Source organism: Pseudomonas sp. AC136, from assembly GCF_979258585.1.
Genome location: NZ_OZ409865.1, coordinates 3,452,380 through 3,472,784, shown reverse-complemented (window position 1 = coordinate 3,472,784; position 20,405 = coordinate 3,452,380). Strand labels below are relative to the sequence as shown.

The following is a 20,405-nucleotide window of genomic DNA, read 5'->3' as shown; positions in this document are numbered from 1 at the left end:
CGCTATGCTTTGGCGCAAATCAATGGATAAACACTATGACCCTCACCGAACTGCGCTACATCGTCACCCTGGCACAAGAGCAGCATTTCGGACGCGCAGCCGAGCGTTGCCACGTCAGCCAGCCCACCCTCTCGGTCGGCGTTAAAAAACTGGAAGACGAGCTGGGCATCCTGATATTCGAGCGCAGTAAAAGTGCCGTGCGCCTCACCCCGGTCGGCGAAGGCATCGTCACCCAGGCGCAGAAAGTACTCGAACAAGCCCAAGGCATTCGCGAGCTGGCCCAGGCCGGCAAAAACCAACTGGCCGCGCCGCTCAAAGTCGGCGCCATCTACACCGTTGGCCCCTACCTGTTCCCGCATCTGATTCCGCAACTGCACCGTGTCGCGCCGCAGATGCCGCTGTATATCGAAGAAAACTTCACCCACGTGCTGCGCGACAAACTGCGTAACGGCGAGCTGGACGCGATCATTATCGCCCTGCCGTTCCAGGAAGCCGACGTTCTGACCAAAGTGCTCTACGACGAGCCGTTCTATGTGCTGCTGCCTAGCGGCCACCCGTGGACGGCCAAGCAAACCATCGACGCCGAACTGCTCAACGACAAAAGTTTGCTGCTGCTCGGTGAAGGCCACTGCTTCCGCGACCAGGTGCTGGAAGCCTGCCCCACGCTGCGCAAAGGCGGCGAAGAGCACGCCAAGCACACCACGGTGGAATCCAGCTCGCTGGAAACCATTCGCCATATGGTCGCCTCGGGCATGGGCATTTCGATCCTGCCGTTCTCGGCGGTCGACAGCCACCACTACGCCCCCGGCGTTTTCGAAGTGCGTCCCCTGACGGCGCCCGTGCCGTTCCGCACCGTGGCCATCGCTTGGCGCGCCAGCTTCCCGCGCCCACGCGCCATCGACGTGCTGGCCGACTCTATCCGCCTGTGCTCGGTAGCCAATCCGCTGCCACAAACCGCCTAAGGCTGTGCGCCCATGACTGAATTGGCGGCGGTGCCGGTAACCGCGCTGAAAGGCGTGGGCGCGGCGCTGGAAGAAAAGCTCGCGCGCGTTGGCCTGGAAAACCTGCAAGACGTGCTGTTCCACTTGCCGCTGCGTTACCAGGACCGCACCCGCGTGGTGCCCATCGGCGCCTTGCGGCCCGGGCAAGACGCCGTCGTTGAAGGCGTGGTGGCCGGCGCCGATGTGCTGATGGGCAAACGCCGCAGCCTGCTGGTTCGCCTGCAAGACGGCAGTGGCACCTTGAGCCTGCGTTTCTATCACTTCAGCCAGGCGCAGAAAGACGGCCTGAAACGCGGCACTCAACTTCGCTGCTACGGCGAAGCGCGCCCGGGCGCCTCGGGCCTGGAAATTTACCACCCCGAATACCGCGCGCTGACCGCCGACAGCGACAGTGGCGTCGAGCAAACCCTGACGCCGATTTACCCCACCACAGAAGGCCTGACCCAACAGCGTTTGCGCCAACTCAGCGAACAAGCGCTAGCGCGCCTGGGGCCGCACAGCCTGCCCGATTGGCTGCCGGACGAACTGGCTCGCGACTACCAGCTCAGCCCGCTCGACGAAGCCATTCGTTACCTGCACCGTCCGCCGCCCGACGCCGACGTCGAAGAGCTCGCCGAAGGCCGGCACTGGGCCCAGCACCGCCTGGCCTTTGAAGAGCTGCTTACCCATCAGCTGTCGTTGCAGCGCCTGCGCGAAAGCCTGCGCGCGCAAGAGGCACCGCAGTTGCCGAAAGCGAAAAAGCTGCCGGCGAAATTCCTCAAAAACCTCGGCTTCGCGCCCACCGGCGCACAGCAGCGCGTAGGCGCTGAAATCGCCTACGACCTGAGCCAACCCGAGCCCATGTTGCGCCTGGTACAGGGCGATGTCGGTGCCGGTAAAACCGTGGTCGCTGCGTTGGCGGCGCTGCAAGCGCTTGAGGCGGGCTATCAGGTCGCGCTGATGGCGCCCACCGAGATTCTCGCCGAGCAGCACTTCATCAACTTCACCCGCTGGCTAGAGCCGCTGGGTCTGGAAGTGGCATGGCTGGCCGGCAAGCTCAAAGGCAAAGCCCGCGCCGCCGCCCTGGAAAAGATCGCCGGCGGTGCGCCCATGGTTGTCGGCACCCACGCGCTGTTCCAGGACGAAGTGCAGTTCAAGCGCCTGGCGCTGGTAATCATCGACGAACAACATCGCTTCGGCGTGCAGCAGCGCCTGGCCCTGCGCAAAAAAGGCGTCGAGGGGCGCATGTGCCCGCATCAGCTGATCATGACCGCCACGCCGATTCCGCGAACCTTGGCCATGAGCGCCTACGCGGATCTCGACACCTCAATTCTCGACGAACTGCCGCCCGGCCGAACGCCGGTCAACACCGTGCTGGTAGCCGACAGCCGCCGCTTCGAAGTGATCGAGCGCGTACGTTCGGCCTGCCACGAAGGGCGGCAGGCGTATTGGGTGTGCACGCTGATCGAAGAGTCGGAAGAACTCACCTGCCAGGCGGCCGAAACCACCTACGAAGACTTGTCGGCGGCCCTCGGCGGCTTGAACGTCGGCCTGATCCACGGGCGCATGAAGCCGGCGGAAAAAGCGGCGGTGATGCAGCAGTTCAAAGAAGGCGCGTTGCAGCTGTTGGTCGCCACCACGGTGATTGAAGTGGGCGTCGACGTGCCCAATTCCAGCCTGATGATTATTGAAAACCCGGAGCGTCTGGGCCTGGCACAACTGCACCAATTGCGCGGCCGTGTGGGCCGGGGCAGCGCCGCCAGCCATTGCGTGCTGTTGTACCACCCGCCGCTGTCGCAACTGGGCCGCGAGCGCCTGGGCATCATGCGCGAGACCAGCGATGGCTTTGTGATCGCTGAAAAAGACCTCGAGTTGCGCGGCCCCGGCGAGATGCTCGGCACGCGGCAAACCGGTCTGCTGCAATTCAAGGTGGCCGACCTGATGCGCGACGCCGATTTGCTGCCCGCCGTGCGCGATGCTGCCCAAGCCTTGCTGGAACGCTGGCCGCAACATGTCAGTCCCTTGCTGGAGCGCTGGTTACGCCACGGCCAGCAATACGGGCAAGTGTGAAATAGCTCACAAACGCCCGTCGGCTGACCGGCCAGTCATAATCCCCGCTGGTTATACTCGGGCTAACACATCGCACCGGATCGCACGCTCATGACGGAAGTAGCCCTCGCCACCGATACCTCGCCCCAGCCGCCGATGGTGATTCTGCAGCTACTCGACAAGCTCAGCGTTCCGTATCAAGTCTGCTACGAGCAACCCAAGCTGGCCCTGGCCCAGCGCGTCCAAGCGGTGCTGCTCGACGATGCCATCGGCGCTCTGCTGGTGCTCTACCCGCACACCCAACTGCTCGACCTCAATCGCCTCGCCGAATTGACCGGCCGCAAACTCGCGGCAGTCAAACCGGATCGTCAGGAACGCATGCTCGCCAAGCACAACCTGACCGTGCTGCCCGCACTGCCGCCACTGACCAGCTCGCCCTGCTTGTATGACGAACAACTGCTGCTGGCGCCGACGCTGGTGATCGAATCGGGCCAGGCCGGTGTGCTGTTGGAGATTCCCCGCGACGCCTACAAAACCTTGCTCAGCAAAGCCAGCGCCGCGCGTTTCGGCGAGCCACTGAGCGGCATTCGCCCCAACCTCGACCGCCCGGACGACGACCGCGCGGAAATCACCCAGGCCGTGCAGGCATTCACCGCTCGCCGCATTCAGCAACGCCTGGAAGAAACCATCGAAATTCCACCGCTGCCCGAAACCGCGCAGAAAATCATCAAACTGCGCGTCGACCCGGACGCCACCGTCGACGACATCACCGGCGTGGTTGAAACCGACCCCGCCCTGGCCGCGCAAGTGGTGAGCTGGGCCGCCTCGCCCTACTACGCCGCGCCGGGGAAAATCCGCTCGGTAGAAGACGCCATCGTGCGCGTGCTGGGCTTCGATCTGGTCATCAACCTGGCGCTGGGCCTGGCCTTGGGCAAAACCCTGGCCCTGCCCAAAGACCAGCCGCAACACGCCACGCCGTACTGGCACCAAGCGATCTACACCGCCGCCGTGATCGAAGGCCTGACGCGCGCCATGCCGCGTGCGCAGCGCCCGGAAGCGGGCCTGACGTACCTGGCCGGCCTGCTGCACAACTTCGGCTATCTGGTGCTGGCACATGTGTTCCCGCCGCACTTTTCGTTGATCTGCCGTCACCTCGAAGTGAACCCGCACCTGGATCACAGCTACATCGAACAGCACCTGCTGGGCATTACCCGTGAACAAATCGGTTCGTGGCTGATGCGCTTCTGGGACATGCCGGACGAGCTCGCCACCGCGCTGCGCTTCCAGCACGACCCGGACTACGAAGGCGCTCACTCGGCGTATCCGAACCTGGTGTGCCTGGCCGTGAGCCTGCTGCGCAACCGTGGCATCGGCACCGGTCCGCAGGCTGAAATTCCGCAAGTACTGTTCGACCGCCTGGGCCTGAGCCGCGAGAAGGCCAACGAAGCGATCAACAAAGTGCTGGAAGCTGAAACCGCGCTGCGCGAGTTGGCTGCGCAATTCCCCGCGTAAAAAACGCACTGAAAAAAAGGGGCCCAATTGGGCCCCTTTCTTTTTGCGACGGTTATTTCAACACCGCTCGCCGCGCAGCGAACACCGCGGGCAATTCCTTCACCGCGGCGGCCAGCAATTCGTTCACGGGCCGCTGCTCATACAACGCGGCGTAATCGGCCAGCTCGCCGCTGGGCATTTGGCGGTAGGCGTACAGCATGAAAGTTTCCACGGCTTCGGCGCTGGACATGCGCAAGGGCGTCAGTTGCTGTTCGGTTTGCTTGGCCAGTTCGGCCTCGGTCAGGTTCTGCTTTTTCTCCCGCAGCGCCAGTAAAGCTTGAGTCTTACCGACTTCGTAGCGCAGCAGGGTCGACAGCTCGGTGGTATGCGCGGCGGCGTCCAGGCGGCGGACCAACTCAACACGCGTCGCGCGTGGTGGTTTGCTGCGTACTTGCTCGCGGTAGGTGGCCAAGGCAGCGCCCCCGTCACCCTCGCCCACCGCGCGCTCGGCCACGGTGAACCGCTGGGCCAGCGGGCTTTCCAGCACCTTGGTGGCCTGCTCAACCTGCTCGGCGGTAAAGGCAGGCGCCAGGCGCGAGGCCAAGTCAATGCAGAACGAGTCGGCGTCGAATGCCTCGGCCACGGGCGGTTGCTTCTCTTCCGGCAAACCCCGCGTTACCAAGGGCCCGCTTTGCTCGCAGAGCAAGCGGATGCCGGCCAGCTCGAACACCCGCTCAAACGCCGCAGGCTTGCTCGGTTCGGCCTGGGCGACCGTCGCCAGCAACATCAGGGGTAGGACAAAAGAACTGCGCATGGGATGGCTTCCGCGAGAAATTCACCCCAGCCTAGCTAACGTGCGGCATTCCAACCAGTTGGATGCGGCGATAGCGAGAATCAGGCGGCTTTTTTGTCTGCGGCTTTTTTCTTCTTGGGCATGATGTATTTGGTCAGACCCTGGAACCAGATGACCAACGCCGGGTTGCCCTGAATCTGAATATCTTTGTTCTGAATGCCCTGCATAAACGCGAGCTGCTTGTTCTTCGCGTTCATGGTAGCGAACCCGTAATCGGCATCTTTGAAGCCCAAGGCGAAATCCGGCTGCGCGGCGGGGCCACGTTTGCTGGTCAGGCGTTGGTCTTTAACGATGAAATGACGGGCCACTTTGCCATCGAGCGTGTGCAGCTGAAACACCAGGTCGCGGCCTTCGAGCTGCTGCTGAAACGCAGGATTGGTCTTGCTGGCTTTGGCCATCATGCGGCCGAGCATCCAGAGGAGAAAACGAAATTTCATGCGCGCTGGCCTCAATCAAATAGTGAAACGGCGGCGCATTGTAGCGGTTTGCGGCGTGGACTACAGCCTGCTTTCTGGTGGGTTGTGGCGGGGATTTGCAGCGAATAGGACGTTAAAAGCGGGAAGTGCGCCCGGAGCCGTTCGGCCCCGGGCGTACTGGGCTCAGTTCACCGCGTCTTTCAAAGACTTGCCTGGCTTGAAGGCAACGGTGTTGCTGGCTTTGATTTTCACCGGCTCACCGGTTTGTGGGTTTTTGCCGGTGCGGGCGCCGCGATGACGCTGCACGAAGGTGCCGAAGCCAACCAGGGTCACGCTGTCCTTACGGTTCAGGGCGGCAGTGATTTCTTCGAGCACAGCATTGAGTACACGATTGGCTTGATCTTTAGTCAGATCAGCCTGTTCCGCGATGGCCGCGGCGAGTTCCGGTTTACGCATAAAAAAGCCCCTTAGACGGTTTTTTGTTTTTGTGTCCGTGCTGCCATCCAGCAGCGCTTGGAGGCGCCGCAACAGCTCTGCGCTGCGGCAGACCGGGGGAGGATGGCACGCTCATGAGACCCGCGCCAGTCGTGTCCGACAACTTTCACACGCAACTTCGTGACTAATCCGACAGAACCGGCGCCATTCACGCCAAAAGCGCAGGAAGCTCCTTATTGAGCGCCAACTTGTCCTGCACGGCCGTTCCGGTGAGGGCGTAGCCCAGCAAGCGGCCATCGGCATCGCGACACAGCGCCTTGATGTCGGCACCGCTGCCTTCCACCTGCCATTCCCCACTGGTGCCACGCGGCGGCGGCGAAACCACCACTGGGCAAGCCGGCGTTTTCACCTGCACCGGCATGGCGCCGTACGTGACGGCCGTCGGGTTGCCGGCAAGGGTTTGTGCCAGGGCGCGCGCGCAGGTCATCAGCGGCATGACGTAAAGCAAATTGAGGCCGTCCACCTCAGCGCAATCGCCCAGCGCGAAGATGTTCGCGTGTGAGGTGCGCAACTGCCGATCCACCACCACGCCACGGTTGATGCTCAAGCCCGCAGCGGACGCCAGATCGGTGCGCGGCCGCAAGCCCACTGCCGATACCACGACATCACAGGCCACCCGCGTGCCGTCAGACAAATGCGCATCCAGGCCATCCGCCGTGCGCTGCAAGCTGGCCAACACCGGGCCCAAATGGAAACGTGCGCCCAAGCCTTCCAGCCCCGCTTGAACGGCGGCAGCGGCGGCGGGATGCAGCAAACCTGGCATCACCTGCTCGCACGGGGCCACCAGCTCGACGCTGTAACCGCCAGCGGTCAGGTCGTTGGCGAACTCGCAGCCAATCAGCCCCGCTCCCAGCACTAGCACGCGCTTTTTGCCGGCGGCAGCGGCGCGGAAACGGGCGTAATCCTCAAGATCGTTGATCGGGAAAATCGCATCGGCGGCGTCGCCTTCAACCGGCACGCGAATCGTCTCCGCGCCCCAGGCCAACACCAGATCGCGGTACTCGACCGCCTCCTCGCCGATCCACAAACGTTTGTGCCCCGGGTCGATACCGGTAATGCGCGTGTGCGTGCGGATTTCAGCCTTGAGCTGATCGGCCATAGCGCCGGGTTCCGCCATGCTCAGGCCGTCGGCGTCTTTGTTTTTACCGAAGCCGGTGGACAGCATCGGCTTGGAATAGGAGCGGCCGTCGTCGGCAGTTATCAGCAGCAGCGGTGTCTCGGTGTCGAGCTTGCGAAACTCCTTGGCCACGTTATAGCCGGCCAGGCCGGTGCCGATGATCACCACGGGTGCAGACATGACTCACTCCTGAAACGCGCGGCCGCTGAGGCCGCGCTAAACAAATTTGGGGAAATTGATCAGTTGATTTCGACCATCTCGAAATCCATCTTGCCGACGCCGCAGTCCGGGCAGAGCCAGTCTTCTGGCACATCTTCCCAGCGCGTGCCGGGCGCGATGCCATCGTCGGGCCAGCCTTGGGCTTCGTCGTAAATAAAGCCACACACCACGCACTGCCATTTGCGCATCACGGTTCACCCCTGGGGCCAAATGTGCCAGCGACCCTACCGCAATTGCCCGGCAAGGCCAATAACCGCAGGCGTCAGCCAGCCCATGGTTTGGCGTGTTGGGCAGGGTGGCGAGGCGTCGCGCAATTGCTCGCCCCAGAAACAACAACGGCGACCCTGAGGTCGCCGTTGGTAAACCACTCACGCGTGAATCAAGCGATTTCGATCATCTCGAAATCCAGCTTGCCGACGCCGCAGTCCGGGCAGAGCCAGTCTTCCGGTACGTCTTGCCACAGCGTGCCGGCAGCGATGCCTTCATCCGGCCAGCCAAGGCTTTCGTCGTAAATCAGACCGCAGACCACACATTGCCACTTCTTCATGTTGCTACTACCTCAATTCTTCAGGCTGCTCTTCAGGCTTTTAGGCGCAGCGGTCGATGGTTGAAATGCCGCCAGGCTCCCCGCTTTTTACTGATCGAAGCGCTGGTAATCAAGCGCCATCGGGCGATTCCATGCTTTAGCCCGGGTGCGCCCGGTACGATTCTGAGCAGGGTGAAAACGTAGCACGCTCTTATGCGTAGGCGTATTCGCCGCCTCGTTCCAGCGCCCGCTTGTAGGCGGGACGGGCGTGAATTCGCTCCAGGAAAGCTTTCAACTTCGGCCGACTGGCATCCAGCCCGGCGCGCGATGCGGCGGCTTCCAGCGGGAAGCTCATTTGAATATCGGCGGCGCTGAACGTGTCGCCGGCGAACCACTCGCTCTTGCTCAGCTCGCCTTCGAGGTAGTCGAGGTTTTCACGCAGTCGCGGGTTGATAAAGGTGCTTTTCACCTTGCCGGCAATGCCGCGCGCAATCGGTTTGACGAAGAACGGCATCGGCGCCTTTTCGATGCCGTCGAACACCAGCTTGAGCAACAACGGCGGCATGGCCGAGCCTTCGGCGTAATGCAGCCAGTAGCTGCAACGCAGGCGTTCCGGCGTGCCGTCGGCGGGCAGTAATTGCTGGCCGTAACGGCCGGCCAGGTATTCGATGATGGCGCCAGATTCCGCCAGGGTCAGGTCGCCGTCGGTGATAACCGGCGATTTGCCCAGCGGGTGCACCGCGCGCAATTCTGGCGGCGCCAGCATGGTTTTCGGGTCGCGCTCGTAGCGTTTGATTTCGTACTCCACGCCCATTTCTTCGAGCAGCCAGAGAATGCGCTGCGAGCGCGAGTTGTTCAGATGGTGGAGGGTAATCATGGGCGGCTTCCTGAAGGGCGGTGGTCAGCTCCGGACGTTAGCGCGGCGCGGGCAAAAAGGCCAAACATGCTAAGCTCGCCGCCCCGTTTGCCGCCGATGTATTTGCCGTGCCGCACGCCTCTTTTGCCGATACCGCCGCCTGGCTAACTGCCGATCAACTGCAACCTGCGCCCGCCCCGGCGGTGTTCGACTGGTTGTTCGATGACGGCTCGCTGACCCGCCGCCTCACCGCCCTGTCCCACGACGCCTTTAGCGTCACGCCCCTGAACGAAAGCTGGCAAACCCTGCGCAGCGATGAGTGCGCCGCGCTGAATGTGCGCGACGGCAGCGTCGGCTGGGTGCGCGAAGTGTTTTTGCGTGGCCATGGCGAGACCTGGGTGTTTGCCCGCAGCGTGGCAGCGCGCAGCCAGTTGATCGACTCGGACCTGCATATGGACGAACTCGGCAGCCGCTCCCTCGGCGAATTGCTGTTCAGCGACCAGGCATTCAGCCGTGGCCCGATGCAAGTGTGCCGCTATCCGCAGCACTGGCTGCCCGCCGAGGTCTGCGCCGAGCAACTCTGGGCGCGGCGCTCATGCTTTAGCCGCGATGGCTTGAGCGTGCTGGTGGCCGAGGTGTTTTTACCCTCGTTATGGACCGCTGCCGACGTGGCCGTCTGAACACTGACAAGGAGTTGCGCTCGATGTACACCCGCCTGCTGCAGTCACTCAACCACCTCCACCCGCGCGCGTTCGACTTCATTCAGTTGATGCGCCTGGAGCGCCCCATCGGCATTTATCTGCTGCTGTGGCCGACGCTGTGGGCGTTGTGGATTGCCGCCAAAGGCGTGCCGTCGCTGGGCAACCTGGTGATCTTCGTACTCGGCGTGATTCTGATGCGCTCAGCCGGCTGCGTGATCAACGACTACGCCGACCGCAACTTCGACGGCCACGTGGCACGCACCAAAGGCCGCCCGCTGGCCACCGGCAAGGTCACGCCCAAAGAGGCGCTGATTCTGTTTGCAGTGCTGGTGGCGCTGAGTTTTGTGCTGGTGTTGTTCACCAACCTCACCACCATCCTGATGTCGTTCGGCGCCCTGGCAATCGCCGCCACGTACCCGTTTATGAAGCGCTTCACCTTCTACCCGCAGGTGGTGCTGGGCGCGGCGTTTTCGTGGGGCATGCCGATGGCGTTCACCGCTGAAACCGGCGAATTGCCGAGCGCGGCGTGGCTGCTGTTTATCGCCAACATTGTCTGGACCGTCGGCTACGACACCTACTACGCCATGGCCGACCGTGAAGATGATCTGAAAATTGGGGTGAAATCCACGGCCATTCTGTTCGGTGACGCTGACCGCGTGATCATCCTTATTCTGCAAAGCATCGCCCTGCTCTGCCTGGCGCTGGCGGGCGCGCGTTTCACCCTGGGCATCTGGTTCCTGCTTGGCCTGGCGGCGGCTGCCGGCTGTTTCGTCTGGGAGTTCTGGAGCACCCGTGAGCGGGAACCGCAGGTGTGCCTGGCGGCGTTTCTGCACAACCATTGGGCCGGGCTGGCGATCCTCCTTGGTATCGCGGTCGACTTCGCCATGCGTTAAACGCGGCAACGTTCTGTCACACAGCTGCAATAATTCCGTTATCTAATGCGGCGCAAGACAGATTAAACGACCCGAGGTTGGCTCCATGGTTGGTAAGAACATCCTGATCGTTGATGACGAAGCGCCGATCCGCGAAATGATCGCCGTGGCCCTGGAAATGGCCGGCTACGAGTGCCTCGAAGCAGAGAACACCCAGCAGGCTCACGCCATCATCGTCGATCGCAAACCCGACCTGATCCTGCTCGACTGGATGCTGCCTGGCACCTCCGGCATCGAGCTGGCCCGCCGCCTCAAGCGCGATGAGCTGACCGGCAACATCCCGATCATCATGCTCACCGCCAAGGGTGAAGAGGACAACAAAATCCAAGGTCTGGAAGTGGGCGCCGATGATTACATCACCAAGCCCTTCTCGCCCCGCGAACTGGTTGCCCGCCTGAAAGCCGTATTGCGCCGCGCTGGCACCGGCGACAGCGACACCCCGATCGAAGTCGGCGGCCTGTTGCTCGACCCCATCAGCCACCGCGTCACCATCGACGGCAAACCTGCCGACATGGGCCCCACCGAATACCGCCTGCTGCAATTTTTCATGACCCACCAGGAACGCGCCTACACCCGTGGCCAGCTGCTGGATCAGGTCTGGGGTGGCAACGTGTACGTTGAAGAACGTACCGTCGACGTTCATATTCGCCGCCTGCGCAAAGCCCTGGGCGAGGTGTACGAGAACCTTGTGCAAACCGTGCGCGGCACCGGGTATCGCTTTTCCACCAAAAGCTAGGACGTCCAATCTCCGTGAATCAAGACTGGCGTGGCGTAGTTATCCGCCGCTTGTTACTGCTGATCGCCGGCTGCCTGCTGGTGGGCCTGATCAGTGGTGAATATGCCTGGAGCCTGGTGGTCGGCCTCGGTGCGTACCTGGGCTGGACCCTTTCGCAGTTGCTGCGCCTGCACAACTGGCTGAAACACCACCAAACCGACCAGCCGCCGCCCGATGGCTATGGCTTGTGGGGCGAGGTGTTCGACAGCATTTACCACCTGCAACGCCGCGATCAGCGCGTACGGGGCCGCCTGCAAGCGGTCATCGACCGTGTGCAGGAATCCACTGCGGCCCTGAATGACGCCGTGGTCATGCTCGACAACGACGGCAACCTGGAATGGTGGAACCGCGCCGCCGAAAACCTGCTGGGCCTGAAAACCCCGCAAGACAGCGGTCAGCCGGTGACCAACCTGGTGCGCCATCCGCGCTTCAAAGACTACTTCGAGCAAAGCGCCCATCCGGAGCCGCTGGAGCTGATGTCGCCGGTCAACGACCGCATGCATTTGCAGTTTCACATCACCCAATACGGCAACGGCGAGCACCTGATGCTGGTGCGCGACATCACGCGCATGCACTTGCTGGAACAGATGCGCAAAGACTTCATCGCCAACGTGTCCCACGAATTGCGCACGCCGTTGACGGTCATCGCCGGCTACCTGGAAACCCTGCTCGACAACGTCGACGACGTGAACCCGCGCTGGCTGCGCGCGCTGCAACAGATGCAGCAACAGGGCGGGCGCATGCAAAACCTGCTCAACGACTTGCTGCTACTGGCCAAGCTGGAAGCCACCGATTACCCGTCGGATAACCAGCCGGTGGCCGTCGACTTGCTGCTGCTGTCGATCAAGGGCGACGCCCAGGCGTTGTCCAACGACCGTCACCGCATCAGCCTCGAAGCGGACCACAACATCCGCCTCAAAGGCAGCGAAGCGGAACTGCGCAGCGCGTTCTCCAACCTGGTGTTCAACGCCGTGAAATACACGCCAGATAACGGCGAAATTCGCGTGCGCTGGTGGGCCGATGACCAGGGCGCGCACCTCACCGTGCAGGACAGCGGCATCGGCATCGACGCCAAGCACCTGCCGCGTCTGACCGAGCGCTTCTACCGCGTCGACTCCAGCCGCGCCTCCAACACCGGCGGCACCGGGCTGGGGCTGGCCATCGTCAAGCACGTTTTGCTGCGCCACCGCGCCCGGCTGGACATCAGCAGCGTGCCCGGCAAAGGCAGCACATTTACATGCCACTTTGCCCCGGCTCAGGTGGTCAGACGGTAATCGGCGTTATTGCCACGCTGGGCAAGCGCTTCGCTAGCGGCTAGTCTGCTGATCTGGCGGTGCCGGCTGCACCGCCCAGACCGACGCGTTTAACGCCACTCACTACTTCGAAACCGGACACCCTGAACCACCCTATGGACCCTTCTCCTAGTTACGACGCCGCCACGTATTTCGCTGACTTCGGCCTTATTCTCTTCGCCCTTCTGCTGGTTCTGCTCAACGGTTTCTTCGTTGCGGCCGAATTTGCCATCGTCAAACTGCGCGCCACGCGCGTGGACGCCATCGCCGCCAAAAACGGCTGGCGCGGCCATATTCTGCGCACCGTGCATAACCAACTCGACGCCTACCTGTCCGCGTGCCAATTGGGTATTACCCTGGCATCGCTGGGCTTGGGTTGGGTCGGTGAGCCGGCGTTCGCCGAGCTGCTGACGCCGCTGCTGCACAGCCTGGGTGTGGACTCGCCGCAGTTGGTGCACGGCATCGCGTTTTTCACCGCGTTCTTCATCATTTCGTACCTGCACATCGTGGTCGGCGAGCTGGCGCCCAAGTCCTGGGCCATTCGCCAGCCGGAGCTGTTGTCGCTGTGGACGGCCGCGCCGCTGTACCTGTTCTACTGGGCCATGTACCCGGCCATTTTCATCCTCAACGCCAGCGCCAACGCCATTCTGCGTATCGCCGGCCAGGGCGAACCTGGCCCGCACCACGAACACCATTACAGCCGCGACGAATTGAAACTGATCCTGCACTCCAGCCGCGCCAGCGACCCGAGCGACCAGGACATGCGCGTGCTCGCCTCGGCCGTGGAGATGGGCGAGCTGGAAGTGGTGGACTGGGCCAACTCCCGCGAAGACCTGGTGTACCTGAACCTCAACGCCGCCCTGCACGAAGTATTTGCCGTATTCCGCCGGCACAAATACAGCCGTTACCCGGTGTACAACGAAGAGACCGAAGAATTCGTCGGCGTGCTGCATATCAAGGATTTGCTGCTGCACCTCTCCTTGCTGGAAATGCTGCCCTCGGCGCTGAAAATCAGCGACCTGATGATGCCCGTTGAGCGCGTCACCCGGCACATGCCGCTGTCCAGCCTGCTGGAAGAATTCCGCAAAGGCGGCTCGCACTTCGCCCTGGTGGAAGAAGCCGACGGCAAAGTGATCGGCTACCTGACCATGGAAGACGTGCTCGAAGCGCTGGTGGGCGACATTCAGGACGAACACCGCAAAGCCGAACGCGGCATCCTCGCCTACCAGCCCGGCAAGCTGCTGGTACGTGGCGACACACCGCTGTTCAAAGTCGAACGCCTGCTGGGCGTGGACCTCGACCACATCGAAGCGGAAACCCTGGCCGGCCTGATCTACGAAACCCTCAACCGCATGCCGGAAGAGGAAGAAGTGCTCGACGTGGAAGGGCTGCGCATCATCATCAAAAAGATGAAAGGGCCGAAGGTGATCTTGGCGAAGGTTGTGAAGCTGGATTGAAGCGTTTGAGCGTCGATTGACGGTGCGCCCCCCTGTGGGAGCGGCTTTAGCCGCGATGCTTTTGGCCTTAAGCGACAGACACCAGCATCGCACTTTGGCCAATCGCGGCTGAAGCCGCTCCTACAGAAACAGCGTCAGCCACAATCATCCCCGCCGCGATGCTTTTGAGCTTAAGCGACCGACACTGGTATCGCGCTGTGGCCAATCGCGGCTGAAGCCGCTCCCACAGCAACCTCCCCCGCCACAATTATCCCCGCCGCCTTCTCGCCAATCATGATGCACGGCGCATTGGTGTTGCCGCTGATCAGCGTCGGCATGATTGAGGCATCCGCAACGCGCAAACCTTGCACGCCAACCACCTTCAGCTCCGGCGTCACCACGCTCATGGCATCCATGCCCATTTTGCAGGTGCCTACAGGGTGGAAAACCGTTGCGGCGTATTCACGGATATACGCCAGCAACTGCTCATCACTCTGCACCTCGGCCCACGGCAGCATTTCCTTGCCGCGCAGGGCGTCGAAGCTGCTGTCGGCGAGCACTTTGCGCGCCAGCTTCAGGCCTTCGATCAGTACCTTGGCGTCGTCCATGTCGGCGAGAAAGTTGTAGTCAATCTCCAGTTCCCGTTGCGGGCTCAAGCGCAGTTCGCCGATGGACTTGGGCCGCAGCACGCACGTGTGCACGGCATAGCCATGCCCCCACTCGAACAGGCGCCCGCGATGGCTGCGGTAGCCCGGCACGAAGTGGAACTGCACGTCGGGCAACGCATCAGCCAGCGGCGTGCGGGCAAAGCCGCCCGCTTCCACGTAGTTGGTGGTGAGCCAGCCTTTTTTCTGTAGCAGATACTTGAACGGCGACAGCACGATGGCGGCCAGCGAACCCCAGGAAAACCCGAGGGTCAGCGGACTGGCCGAGCGCACGGTAATCAAACCGTCGAGGTGGTCTTGCAGGTTCTTGCCCACGCCCGGCAGGTCGCACACCACCGGCACGCCCGCCGCTTCCAGTTCGGCTCGTGGGCCGATACCGGAGTTGAGCAGAATCTGCGGCGAGCCCAGCGCGCCGGCGCAAAGAATCACTTCGCGGCTGCACGCCAGGGTCAGCGGTTGGCCGTCTTTGAGCAGGTGCAGGCCGCGCGCGCGGGTTCCGTCCATGTCCAACGACTGCACGGTGCAGCCGGTCAGCACGGTGAGGTTCGGCCGGCCGCGAATGGGCGCGACAAAGGCCCGGTAAGCGGACAGCCGCTTGGCGTTTTTCTGCGTCAGGTTGTAGATGCCTGCGCCTTCCAGCGTGCCGCCGTTGAAGTCGTCGTTGCGCTTGATGCCCACCCGCTCGGCCGCTTTTACAAACAGTGTCGACAGCGGATTCGGGTCTCGGGCGCGGTCCACCAGCAGCTCGCCGAGCGTGCCGTGCAGCGCCGGGTTCTGACCCAGCAGGTTGCGTTCGGATTTCTTGAACAGCGGCAACACATCGGCCCAGCTCCAACCTGTGCAGCCCAGCTCGGCCCAGCGGTCGTAATCCGAGGCATCGCCGCGAATGTAGATCATGCTGTTCATCGAACTGGACCCGCCCAGCGCCTTGCCTCGGGGCGTGTGCACGCGACGGTTGTTCAGCTCTTTTTGCGGCGTAGAGAAGAAATTCCAGCTGAAGATTTTGCTCTTGTACAAGGTGATGGTGCCGGCCGGCGTTTGCACGCGCGGGCTGGCATCGCTGCCGCCGGCCTCAAGCAGGCACACGCGCACGGCTGGGTCGGCGCTCAGGCGATTGGCCAATACGCAGCCAGCCGAACCGGCGCCGACGATGATGTAGTCGTATTGCTCAGACATGTATGGCCTCGGTTCAAACGGTGAAGAGCATCGCGGCTAAAGCCGCTCCCACAGACTCGTGCACTCTGTGGGAGCGGCTATAGCCGCGATGCTTTTAGGTGTCAGTGCACTTCCGCCAAATCATCATGCAGCAGCTCAAGAATCCGCCGTTTCATGCGGATGAACTCGGGCTCCATGACCACGTCCATCGAGCGCGGGCGGTCGATGGGCACGTCGAGCACTTCCTTGATGCGCCCCGGCCGCGCGCCCATGACGTAGATGCGGTCGGCCAGCAGAATCGCTTCGTCGATGTCATGGGTGACGAACACCACGGTCTTCTTGGCGTTGCCCCACACCTGCAACAGCAGCTGCTGCATTTGCAGGCGGGTCTGGCTGTCGAGGGCGCCGAAGGGTTCGTCCATCAGCAAAATCTGCGGGTCGTTGGCCAGGGCGCGGGCGATGGCGACGCGCTGCATCATGCCGCCCGACAGTTGCTTGGGGTAATGCTGGGCGAATTTGCTCAGGCCCACTTCACCGAGGTAGAACTCGACGATGGTGTTGATTTCATCGCCCGGCAGGCCACGGCGTTTGAGGCCGAACTCGATGTTCTGGCGCACCGTCAGCCAGGGAAACAAGGTGTAGCTCTGGAACACCATGCCGCGATCAGCGCCCGGCCCCTGCACCTTTTTGCCGCCCACATAAATGGCGCCGTCGCTGGGTTCAGCGAGGCCGGCGGTGAGGTACAGCAGGCTGGATTTACCGCAGCCCGACGGCCCGACGATCACGGCGAACTGCTGGTCCGGCACTTCGAACGACACGTTATCCAGCGCGGTGAAGGTGTCACCGCTCGGCGATTGATAACGCAGGCTCACGCCTTCCACTTTCAGGCGGCTTTCAACGGCGGCGTACTCGCTCAGCGGCGGCATGATGTAGGGCTTGGTGGAGGCTATTGTGCCCATGCGGCAATCCTCAGGCGGAGCAGACGGAAGAGTTGGTCGGTGATCAGGCCGAGCAGGCCGATGATGGCGATGGCGAGGAAAATCACGTCCACCTGGAAACCGCGCATGGCTTTCAGGCTGATGTAGCCAAGGCCGCTGGAGGCCGCCACCAGTTCGGCGACCACCAGGTAGGTCCAGGCCCAGCCCATGGTCACGCGCAAGGTGTCGAGCACGCCGGGCAACGAGGCCGGGCCGAGTACATGAAACACCACGTCGCGGCGGGTGGCGCCGAGGGTGTAGCTGGCGTTGACGAGGTCTTTGGAAACGCCTTTGGACACGTCGGCAATCATCACCAATTGCTGGAAGAAGGTGCCAAAGATGATCACTGCCACCCGCTGTTCCAGACCGATGCCGATCCACAAAATAAACAGCGGCACGAACGAGGTGACGGGCAGGTAACGAATGAAATTCACCAGCGGCTCAAGCAGCGCCTGCACGATGCGAAAGCTGCCCATCAGCAGGCCCAACGGCACCGCCACCAGCGAGGACAGGGCAAAGCCGATCAGCACCACTTCAAGGCTCGCGCCAACATGTTTGGCCAGCGTGCCGTCGTTGCTCAGGCGCACCGCCGCGTCGAACACGGCGCCCGGCGTGGGCAGAAACATGGTCGGCACCACGCCGCCATAAGACAGGCCCACCCACAGGCCCAACACGGCCAACCAGCACAGCGTGCTGGCCGCAAAAACAAGTTTTACCGGCAGGCCGACCTTGGGGGTCAGGCAGCGGTTTATCCAGGATCGAACAGTGGCCATCACGCCACCTCCACATCAGCAAGGCAGAAAGAAACAAGGCAGAGAAAGCACGCCGCGTGCCGAAACACGCGGCGAGGGGCGTTACGGGGTCACGAACGAGGTGTCCACCAGGTCGTCATAGCTGACGGTGAACGGCTTGCCCTGCAGCTCGCTCCAGGTTTCGTTGGCGAGCTTGATGATTTCGGCGATGTCGCCGGGCTTGCCTTTGGTGCCGAGCAGTTTCTCGCTCATGGCCTGGTCGTAGAACTTCACGCCCTTGGCGGCTTCGGCCAGGTCTTCAGGCTTGGACAGGTAGCCGCCCACGCCTTTGGCCATGATGGTGTAGGCCTCTTTGGGGTGGTCTTTGGTGTACTGCACGGCTTTGTACAAACCGGCGACTAGGGCTTTCACGTCTTCAGGCTGCTTTTCGATCACGTCGCACGACAGCGCCACCACATCGACAATCACGCCGGGCGTGGCGCTGCTGTCGACCAGCACGTTGCCAGCGCCCTTCTGCTTGACCATGGTCAGGTTCGGCTCCCAGGTCACCGCCGCCGGAATACGACCGGCGATAAACGCGCTGGCAGCGTCGTCGGCGGTCATGTTCTGCACCTCGACGTCGGCCATGCTCATGCCTTCTTTCTTGAGCAAGTACGAGAGCCAGAACTGCGACACCGAGCCTTCGTTTACCGCTACCGATTTACCTTTGAGGCCTTTGATGCTGGTGATGTCTTTGGTCACCACCACGCCGTCGCCGCCATGGCTTTCATCGAGTGCGGCCACGGTTTTGAAGCAGAAGTCTTTGGAGCGGTACTTGAGAATTTCGTCGATGGTCGACGCCGAGCCGGACAGCTTGCCGGAGGCTTGAGCGGCCATGTACATCGAGGCTTCTTCGATGGTGGTCAGCTCCAGATCAAGGCCGGCGTCTTTGAAGTAGCCCAGGTCGCGGGCCAGGTACAACGTGCCGTAACCCACCCAGGTGGTGTGGCCGATAGACAACTTGCCAGCCTGCGCGCCGGTAGCGGCAGCGGCGAGAACGAGGGACAGCGAGACACGCTTGAGCAAGGACTTACGCATGGAACACTCCCACAGCCTGAAGGCTTAGTTATTGATTGAATTGCGGGGCAGTAATGGCCAACGGCCAAGTGATTCCGTGACCCGCGCCTCTGTTGGGCTGGGTTCTTGTTCTGCGGTGTTGCGTTGTTCGATGGAGCTTTGTTTGGTGACCTATGGAAATGGGGCTTGGGACTGGAGACCTGTGGGAGCGGCTTTAGCCGCGATGCTTTTGATCGCTAAGAGCATCGCGGCTAAAGCCGCTCCTACAAGGGTTGTGGTGGGTCAAAGAACCCCAATTTCCTGCGCCGTCCGATCCACCGCCCGCTTGGTCTTGCTTACCAGCTCATCCAGCTCGCCACGGGTCGCCACCAGCGCCGGCGCCATGATCATGCGGCCCAGGGTCGAGCGAATAATCAGGCCTTCTTCAAAGCCAATGCTGCGGCAGCGCCAGGCGATGTCGTTTTCGTTGGCGAAGCGTTTGCGGGTGGTTCTGTCTTCGGCAAATTGCAAGGCGGCCACCAAGCCGGCGCCCTGGATATCGCCCACCAGCGGGTGATTGCCGAACACTTCGCGCAGGCAGCTTTGCAGGTACGGGCCGGTGTCGGTTTTCACCTGGCTGACCACGCCTTCATCACGCAGCGCCTTAAGGTTGGCAATCGCCACCGCTGCTGCCACCGGGTGGCCGGAGTACGTCAGGCCGTGGGCGAACACGCCGCCCTGCTCGACCAACACTTCGGCCATGCGCTTGCTCAGCACCAGGCCGCCCATGGGGATGTAGCCGGAGGTCAGGCCCTTGGCGATGGACAGCGTGTCGGGCTGAAAACCGAAGTATTCGTGGGCGAACCACTCGCCGGTGCGGCCGAAGCCGCCGATCACTTCGTCAGCGCACAGCAGCACGTCGTATTGGTGGCAGATGCGCTGAATCTCCGGCCAGTAGCTTTCCGGCGGGAAGATCATGCCGCCGGCGCCCTGGAACGGTTCGGCGATAAAGCCGGCGACGTTATCGGCGCCCAGTTCGAGAATCTTTTCTTCCAGCTGACGCGCCGCCCGCAGGCCAAATTCAGCGGGCGTCAGGTCGCCTTCGTGGGCATACCAGTACGGTTCGTCGATGTGCTCGACATCGGGAATCAGCCCGCCCATTTCGTGCATGAACTTCATGCCGCCGAGCGCCGTCGCGGCCAGGGTCGAGCCGTGGTAACCGTTCCAGCGGCCAATCATGATTTTCTTCTGCGGCTTGCCGAGAATCTGCCAGTATCGGCGCACGGTGCGGATCAGCACCTCGTTGGCTTCGGAGCCGGAGTTGGTGTAAATCGCGTGGCTGTAATGGCTGGGCAACAGGCTGAACAGCAGCTCCGACAACTCCACCACCGCCGGGTGGGTGGTGTGGAAAAACATGTTGTAGTACGGCAGCTGCTCCAGCTGTTGGCTCGCGGCGGCAGCGAGATCCTTGCGGCCATAACCGAGGTTGGTGCACCACAGGCCCGACATGCCGTCGAGGAAGCGGTTGCCGTCGTTGTCCCACAAATGCAAACGCTCGCCCCGCACGATCACCCGCGGCCCTTCGGCGTTCAGCGCTTTCTGGTCGAGAAAGGCATGGATGTGGTGAGCGGCGTCAGAGGCTTGGTAGTCACTGGTTTCGCGTTTGGGCAGTGGGGCAGTCAT

The 20,405-nt window shown here is 62.4% G+C and carries 20 protein-coding genes; 8 read left to right on the top strand and 12 right to left on the bottom strand.

Annotated elements, in window-relative coordinates; all coding sequences use genetic code 11:
• Positions 1 to 35: 35 nt before the first annotated feature.
• From ACZZZU_RS15365 to ACZZZU_RS15355, 3 genes are all read left to right on the top strand, one after another.
• The gene (locus ACZZZU_RS15365) at positions 36 to 962 is read left to right on the top strand and encodes a hydrogen peroxide-inducible genes activator (protein WP_122492393.1); all 927 of its coding nucleotides are present in this window, start codon (positions 36 to 38) and stop codon (positions 960 to 962) included.
• Positions 963 to 974: 12 nt separating this feature from the next.
• On the top strand, positions 975 to 3,050 hold the full coding sequence (gene recG / locus ACZZZU_RS15360; RefSeq protein WP_463551105.1) for an ATP-dependent DNA helicase RecG: 2,076 nt from the start codon (positions 975 to 977) through the stop codon (positions 3,048 to 3,050).
• A 90-nt stretch (positions 3,051 to 3,140) separates the two neighbouring features.
• Positions 3,141 to 4,541: an aminoacyl-tRNA deacylase and HDOD domain-containing protein gene (locus tag ACZZZU_RS15355; protein ID WP_122492391.1), complete on the top strand. Its 1,401-nt coding sequence runs from the start codon at positions 3,141 to 3,143 to the stop codon at positions 4,539 to 4,541.
• 52 nt (positions 4,542 to 4,593) lie between these two features.
• On the opposite strand, the gene ACZZZU_RS15350 is transcribed toward ACZZZU_RS15355, so the two are convergent.
• The 7 genes from ACZZZU_RS15350 to ACZZZU_RS15320 all read right to left on the bottom strand — a co-directional run bounded on the left by ACZZZU_RS15350 (position 4,594) and on the right by ACZZZU_RS15320 (position 9,023).
• A complete protein-coding gene (locus ACZZZU_RS15350; protein WP_463551104.1) occupies positions 4,594 to 5,334 on the bottom strand; it encodes a hypothetical protein in 741 nt (246 codons plus the stop codon).
• Between the two features lie 80 nt (positions 5,335 to 5,414).
• Positions 5,415 to 5,810, bottom strand: a complete 396-nt coding sequence (locus ACZZZU_RS15345; RefSeq protein ID WP_122492389.1) for an SCP2 sterol-binding domain-containing protein — start codon at positions 5,808 to 5,810, stop codon at positions 5,415 to 5,417.
• Between the two features lie 162 nt (positions 5,811 to 5,972).
• Positions 5,973 to 6,245 (bottom strand): HU family DNA-binding protein, encoded by a 273-nt coding sequence (locus tag ACZZZU_RS15340; protein WP_463384778.1) that lies wholly within the window; start codon positions 6,243 to 6,245, stop codon positions 5,973 to 5,975.
• 187 nt (positions 6,246 to 6,432) lie between these two features.
• On the bottom strand, positions 6,433 to 7,581 hold the full coding sequence (locus ACZZZU_RS15335; RefSeq protein ID WP_463551103.1) for an NAD(P)/FAD-dependent oxidoreductase: 1,149 nt from the start codon (positions 7,579 to 7,581) through the stop codon (positions 6,433 to 6,435).
• Between the two features lie 59 nt (positions 7,582 to 7,640).
• Positions 7,641 to 7,808, bottom strand: a complete 168-nt coding sequence (locus tag ACZZZU_RS15330; RefSeq protein WP_122492387.1) for a rubredoxin — start codon at positions 7,806 to 7,808, stop codon at positions 7,641 to 7,643.
• A gap of 191 nt (positions 7,809 to 7,999) precedes the next feature.
• Complete coding sequence (locus ACZZZU_RS15325; RefSeq protein ID WP_108095207.1) at positions 8,000 to 8,167, bottom strand: rubredoxin; 168 nt, start codon at positions 8,165 to 8,167, stop codon at positions 8,000 to 8,002.
• Positions 8,168 to 8,357: 190 nt separating this feature from the next.
• A complete protein-coding gene (locus ACZZZU_RS15320) occupies positions 8,358 to 9,023 on the bottom strand; it encodes a glutathione S-transferase (RefSeq protein WP_122492386.1) in 666 nt (221 codons plus the stop codon).
• A gap of 107 nt (positions 9,024 to 9,130) precedes the next feature.
• On the opposite strand from ACZZZU_RS15320, the gene ACZZZU_RS15315 reads away from it, so the two are divergent.
• The 5 genes from ACZZZU_RS15315 to ACZZZU_RS15295 all read left to right on the top strand — a co-directional run bounded on the left by ACZZZU_RS15315 (position 9,131) and on the right by ACZZZU_RS15295 (position 14,159).
• A complete protein-coding gene (locus ACZZZU_RS15315; RefSeq protein WP_463551102.1) occupies positions 9,131 to 9,682 on the top strand; it encodes a chorismate--pyruvate lyase family protein in 552 nt (183 codons plus the stop codon).
• 23 nt (positions 9,683 to 9,705) lie between these two features.
• Positions 9,706 to 10,596 (top strand): 4-hydroxybenzoate octaprenyltransferase, encoded by an 891-nt coding sequence (ubiA, locus tag ACZZZU_RS15310; RefSeq protein WP_463551101.1) that lies wholly within the window; start codon positions 9,706 to 9,708, stop codon positions 10,594 to 10,596.
• An 85-nt stretch (positions 10,597 to 10,681) separates the two neighbouring features.
• A complete protein-coding gene (gene phoB / locus ACZZZU_RS15305; protein ID WP_108095202.1) occupies positions 10,682 to 11,371 on the top strand; it encodes a phosphate regulon transcriptional regulator PhoB in 690 nt (229 codons plus the stop codon).
• 14 nt (positions 11,372 to 11,385) lie between these two features.
• Entirely contained in the window at positions 11,386 to 12,684 is a 1,299-nt protein-coding gene (phoR, locus tag ACZZZU_RS15300) for a phosphate regulon sensor histidine kinase PhoR (RefSeq protein WP_122492383.1), read from the top strand.
• A gap of 134 nt (positions 12,685 to 12,818) precedes the next feature.
• Positions 12,819 to 14,159 carry a hemolysin family protein gene (locus ACZZZU_RS15295; RefSeq protein ID WP_122492382.1) on the top strand — a complete coding sequence of 447 codons (1,341 nt, stop codon included), beginning with the start codon at positions 12,819 to 12,821 and terminating at the stop codon, positions 14,157 to 14,159.
• A gap of 170 nt (positions 14,160 to 14,329) precedes the next feature.
• Here ACZZZU_RS15295 and ACZZZU_RS15290 read toward each other — a convergent pair whose 3' ends face one another.
• The 5 genes from ACZZZU_RS15290 to ACZZZU_RS15270 all read right to left on the bottom strand — a co-directional run bounded on the left by ACZZZU_RS15290 (position 14,330) and on the right by ACZZZU_RS15270 (position 20,405).
• On the bottom strand, positions 14,330 to 15,979 hold the full coding sequence (locus ACZZZU_RS15290; RefSeq protein WP_463551100.1) for a GMC family oxidoreductase: 1,650 nt from the start codon (positions 15,977 to 15,979) through the stop codon (positions 14,330 to 14,332).
• Positions 15,980 to 16,080: 101 nt separating this feature from the next.
• A complete protein-coding gene (locus ACZZZU_RS15285) occupies positions 16,081 to 16,884 on the bottom strand; it encodes an ABC transporter ATP-binding protein (protein WP_463542270.1) in 804 nt (267 codons plus the stop codon).
• 20 nt (positions 16,885 to 16,904) lie between these two features.
• Complete coding sequence (locus ACZZZU_RS15280) at positions 16,905 to 17,708, bottom strand: ABC transporter permease (protein ID WP_122492379.1); 804 nt, start codon at positions 17,706 to 17,708, stop codon at positions 16,905 to 16,907.
• A gap of 81 nt (positions 17,709 to 17,789) precedes the next feature.
• A complete protein-coding gene (locus ACZZZU_RS15275) occupies positions 17,790 to 18,764 on the bottom strand; it encodes an ABC transporter substrate-binding protein (protein WP_463551099.1) in 975 nt (324 codons plus the stop codon).
• A gap of 261 nt (positions 18,765 to 19,025) precedes the next feature.
• Complete coding sequence (locus ACZZZU_RS15270; RefSeq protein WP_463551098.1) at positions 19,026 to 20,405, bottom strand: aspartate aminotransferase family protein; 1,380 nt, start codon at positions 20,403 to 20,405, stop codon at positions 19,026 to 19,028.

Excerpts from the sequence above, each read along its gene's own strand:
- phoB (WP_108095202.1), top strand. The coding sequence starts at position 10,682 with ATGGTTGGTAAGAACATCCTGATCGTTGATGACGAAGCGCCGATCCGC.
- ACZZZU_RS15350 (WP_463551104.1), bottom strand. The coding sequence starts at position 5,334 with ATGCGCAGTTCTTTTGTCCTACCCCTGATGTTGCTGGCGACGGTCGCC.
- ACZZZU_RS15330 (WP_122492387.1), bottom strand. The coding sequence starts at position 7,808 with ATGCGCAAATGGCAGTGCGTGGTGTGTGGCTTTATTTACGACGAAGCC.
- ACZZZU_RS15345 (WP_122492389.1), bottom strand. The coding sequence starts at position 5,810 with ATGAAATTTCGTTTTCTCCTCTGGATGCTCGGCCGCATGATGGCCAAA.
- recG (WP_463551105.1), top strand. The coding sequence starts at position 975 with ATGACTGAATTGGCGGCGGTGCCGGTAACCGCGCTGAAAGGCGTGGGC.
- ACZZZU_RS15355 (WP_122492391.1), top strand. The coding sequence starts at position 3,141 with ATGACGGAAGTAGCCCTCGCCACCGATACCTCGCCCCAGCCGCCGATG.
- ACZZZU_RS15285 (WP_463542270.1), bottom strand. The coding sequence starts at position 16,884 with ATGCCGCCGCTGAGCGAGTACGCCGCCGTTGAAAGCCGCCTGAAAGTG.
- ACZZZU_RS15270 (WP_463551098.1), bottom strand. The coding sequence starts at position 20,405 with ATGACTGCCCCACTGCCCAAACGCGAAACCAGTGACTACCAAGCCTCT.
- ubiA (WP_463551101.1), top strand. The coding sequence starts at position 9,706 with ATGTACACCCGCCTGCTGCAGTCACTCAACCACCTCCACCCGCGCGCG.
- ACZZZU_RS15275 (WP_463551099.1), bottom strand. The coding sequence starts at position 18,764 with ATGCGTAAGTCCTTGCTCAAGCGTGTCTCGCTGTCCCTCGTTCTCGCC.
- ACZZZU_RS15280 (WP_122492379.1), bottom strand. The coding sequence starts at position 17,708 with ATGGCCACTGTTCGATCCTGGATAAACCGCTGCCTGACCCCCAAGGTC.
- ACZZZU_RS15325 (WP_108095207.1), bottom strand. The coding sequence starts at position 8,167 with ATGAAGAAGTGGCAATGTGTGGTCTGCGGTCTGATTTACGACGAAAGC.
- ACZZZU_RS15335 (WP_463551103.1), bottom strand. The coding sequence starts at position 7,581 with ATGTCTGCACCCGTGGTGATCATCGGCACCGGCCTGGCCGGCTATAAC.
- ACZZZU_RS15340 (WP_463384778.1), bottom strand. The coding sequence starts at position 6,245 with ATGCGTAAACCGGAACTCGCCGCGGCCATCGCGGAACAGGCTGATCTG.
- ACZZZU_RS15290 (WP_463551100.1), bottom strand. The coding sequence starts at position 15,979 with ATGTCTGAGCAATACGACTACATCATCGTCGGCGCCGGTTCGGCTGGC.
- ACZZZU_RS15320 (WP_122492386.1), bottom strand. The coding sequence starts at position 9,023 with ATGATTACCCTCCACCATCTGAACAACTCGCGCTCGCAGCGCATTCTC.
- ACZZZU_RS15365 (WP_122492393.1), top strand. The coding sequence starts at position 36 with ATGACCCTCACCGAACTGCGCTACATCGTCACCCTGGCACAAGAGCAG.
- ACZZZU_RS15295 (WP_122492382.1), top strand. The coding sequence starts at position 12,819 with ATGGACCCTTCTCCTAGTTACGACGCCGCCACGTATTTCGCTGACTTC.